Below are 3,467 nucleotides of genomic sequence, written 5' to 3'. Positions count from 1 at the left end.
AAACAAGCATCCGTACCCAGTCACCTGAGCCAATGGGTACTGTAGATTTATTCACTATGACTTTATAACCACCGTTGAGATTTTCCCCAATCCCACGGGCTACAGCTTCAACATAACGAGTATCACTTTCACCAGTGGGTAAAGGTGGCGTTCCCACAGCAATAAACAGAACTTCTCCGTGGGCAACTCCAGCAGCGAGATCGCTAGTAAAATGAATTTTCTCTGCCTGAATGGCAGACTGCATAATTTCTGAGAGTCCCGGCTCAAAAATTGGAGACTGCCCAGACTTCATTAGCTTAACTTTTTCTTCGTTGTTGTCTACGCAAATTACATCATGCCCAATATGAGCCAAGCAAGCACCTGTAACTAAACCAACGTAACCAGTACCAATCACGCAAACACGCATTTTTTAACTCCTCACTTTTTTTGGGGTTAGTCTTCTAAAAGAAGTATCAATATGACAGACATTTAGACACTGGCGTCAACTCAGTCACTAAGCATACTAGCTACCGATAGGGTGAGCTTGCATGAAATTTAGAGCAATGCTAGGCGCTACTCAGGTGGCTGAATTATTTACATCGCTTTGAATGCGATCGCGAAAATCTTCTATTGTTAGTTTTAACCCCTCTTGCAAAGGAATAGTCGGTTCCCAATTTAACCAAGTTTTTGCCTTTGTGATATCAGGTTGGCGACGCCGGGGATCGTCGGAAGGTAGTGGCTCGAATTTAATCTGCGCGTCTGGATTAATCATATTTTGCACAGCTTGTGCCAATTGCAAAATCGTATATTCACCAGGATTACCCAGATTTACTGGTCCAATGTAGTCGCTATTCATTAGGCGGATGAATCCTTCGACTAAATCGGAAACATAGCAGAAACTACGAGTTTGCGAACCATCACCGTAAACGGTTAAAGGATTACCCCGCAAGGCTTGAACTATAAAGTTGCTCACTACCCGGCCATCGTTTTCTAACATTCTCGGCCCGTAGGTATTGAATATCCGAACAACTCGAATATCAACTTTATTTTGCCTATAATAATCAAATGCTAGAGTTTCAGCAATTCTTTTACCTTCGTCGTAGCATGAACGTATCCCAATGGGATTGACGCTACCCCGATACTCTTCAGTTTGGGGATGAACTTCTGGATCACCGTATACTTCACTGGTTGAAGCCAAGAAAAACCTAGCTTTCACACGTTTAGCCAGCCCCAACATATTGAGTGTTCCCATCACGTTAGTTTTAACGGTTTTAACTGGGTTGTACTGGTAATGTACTGGTGAAGCAGGACAAGCTAAATGATAAATTTGATCCACTTCTAAGCGAATTGGTTCGGTAATATCGTGGCGGATCAGTTCAAAGTACGGGTTATCTAACCATTTAAGGATGTTCCGTTTGTGACCAGTGTAAAAATTATCCAAGCATATTACTTCATGCCCATGGGTCATTAGTCGGTCGATGAGATGGGAACCAATAAACCCAGCACCACCCGTCACCAAAATTCTCATAGTTTTCCAGTTACTTACAAATATTTTCAGTAGCTATTGCACTTATCTTTTAGATTACCCAGGTTGGGGACAAAAATACAGAACGAAAAAAAGAACAAAGTTCAATCAAAAAGTGTTGTTGAACTTACTTATTTTTCTACAGTTATAGTTTTGTTATATTTTTACTTGCTTCCTTAATAATTTAACTAGTAAAATAACAAAAATTCTTACTCTTCTACCTAAAGTTCATCAAATCTTCAACAATATAAAGTGTTTTTACGGTTATCCCTGTTTTCAGTTGGATGCAGGAATAGGTTGACACTTTCTACAGTTCAAGGTCTTACGATTACCCATATTTTGGCAATAGTCAAGTTGTGGCATTTACCAACATCCTGCCCTGTATTTAAGTGCAGAGGCTTATATCGGCTTATATCATTTCAGTATTTCCTGGTATAAATACATACGCTTGTAGGGGTGTACATCTGTCATACGTGTCAACTTAACGTAAAAGCCATGTCCCGCAAGGAACTGAAGTTCCTTGCTAATAGCAAAAGTCATCTGAAGATGACTAAATATACCTAAAAATCTTTAGTCTACTTTAGTAGACTTTAACTATTAGCCTGGAACTAAAGTTCCAGGCGGGTGAGTCAAGCCTTCAGTTAAGCTATTTCTAGGCTTTTGTTAACACCAATGTACATATGTATACCCCTACAGTCGATTTATTTGTTGCAAAGATTTTTATCAATGCCATGCCTTTGGCGGTAACAGAGCTTTGTCAAAGTGCGGACAACACCAACGCAGCCTAAGTCCATGTGAGTGGACTGAACTCTGCCTCATATCATACAGCAGAAGTAATGCTGGTAACCGTCTTAGACATAACTAAATTTGTGGTTTGAGTGCGTTGCGGTTCTCCAAGCATGACAATGGAGCAGGTGAGTTGTCTGGCTAACTGAGTTGTGACATCGCTAATGGCTAACCCTCCTGGACTGGTACGATTACGTATAAAAGGTAAAACTACTAAATCATATAATCGTGCTGCCTGCAAAATTGCTTGAGCAACATTTTCATGAGCGATAATTTGAATTTCTGGGGCATTGGTCAAACCCATTTTAGATACCAATAGGGAGAGATGCGATCGCCTCCAAGCAATTTTACTAGAACTAGTGCGGCGATCGCACACATTTAGTACAGTAATGTGGCTCTGATTTGCTTCTGCCAGCATCTGGGCAAATTGTACAGGCTGTAATGTCGGTGCTGTTAAGTTTTCTACTGGTACTAAGATGCGCTGAATTTTTTTCGGTGATTCTACTAGACGTGTTACCGCTACTGGACAATGGGATGCCCAAAGCACACCATCAATCACATTCCCAAATAAACGCGCTCGTAACCCAGTCCGTTTACCCCAACCCATAACGATTAAATTAGCCTTTTGTTCACGAGCCGCTCTGCTAATTCCTTGAGCAAAGGCATCATCAATCCGCAGCATTGGTTCTGCGCCTACGCCCAATACTCGACTGTGTACCGTGGCTTTTGTTAATAATTGCTCACTGCGTTGTAGAGACGCTTCTAACTGCGGTGCATCCATTTGAGCGGTAGCATTAGCGATCGCAAGCGGTATAATTTTCCCCTTAGACTGACGCGCTAATAACGCCGCTATTTCAATCAAATACTGCTCAGTGTGAGGATTATAGATAGGTACGACTATAGTAAAAGCACTGTCTGTTTTTGGTGCGTTTTGGTCAGGTTGGGGTGGTGCTGGATCTTCGACGGGTGAGGAATTTAAACCAACAGCTATTCTATTAGTGATCAACGGCCCCAAGGTTGATGTGACAACCATTAAGACAATCACGCTGTGTAATACTTCTAGTGGCAGCAACCCAGCCCGGTATCCCACTAACGTTGCTGCTAACGTTGTCGCAACCTGGGGAAGTGATAGCGACCAGATGGTTAGCATTTCTTGCCAGTTATAGCGGTAAACCAG

3 protein-coding genes are annotated in these 3,467 nt (G+C 41.9%); all 3 read right to left on the bottom strand.

What is annotated here, in order from left to right:
* Positions 1-406 (bottom strand): FAD-dependent monooxygenase (locus LC574_RS31945; RefSeq protein WP_229457606.1); only part of this gene is annotated, 406 nt, incomplete at its 3' end.
* Positions 407-556: 150 nt separating this feature from the next.
* Entirely contained in the window at positions 557-1,507 is a 951-nt protein-coding gene (locus LC574_RS31940) for a UDP-glucuronic acid decarboxylase family protein (protein ID WP_229457604.1), read from the bottom strand.
* An 817-nt stretch (positions 1,508-2,324) separates the two neighbouring features.
* Positions 2,325-3,467 (bottom strand): universal stress protein (locus tag LC574_RS31935; RefSeq protein ID WP_229457603.1); only part of this gene is annotated, 1,143 nt, incomplete at its 5' end.

The sequence above is a fragment of the Nostoc sp. CHAB 5715 genome, assembly GCF_020829685.1.
GTDB lineage: Bacteria > Cyanobacteriota > Cyanobacteriia > Cyanobacteriales > Nostocaceae > Nostoc.
The sequence above is the reverse complement of the archived record's forward strand: the minus strand, read 5'-3'. Positions and strand labels throughout refer to the sequence as shown.

Coding starts and splice junctions, on each gene's coding strand:
- LC574_RS31940 (WP_229457604.1), bottom strand. CDS start 1,507: ATGAGAATTTTGGTGACGGGTGGTGCTGGGTTTATTGGTTCCCATCTC.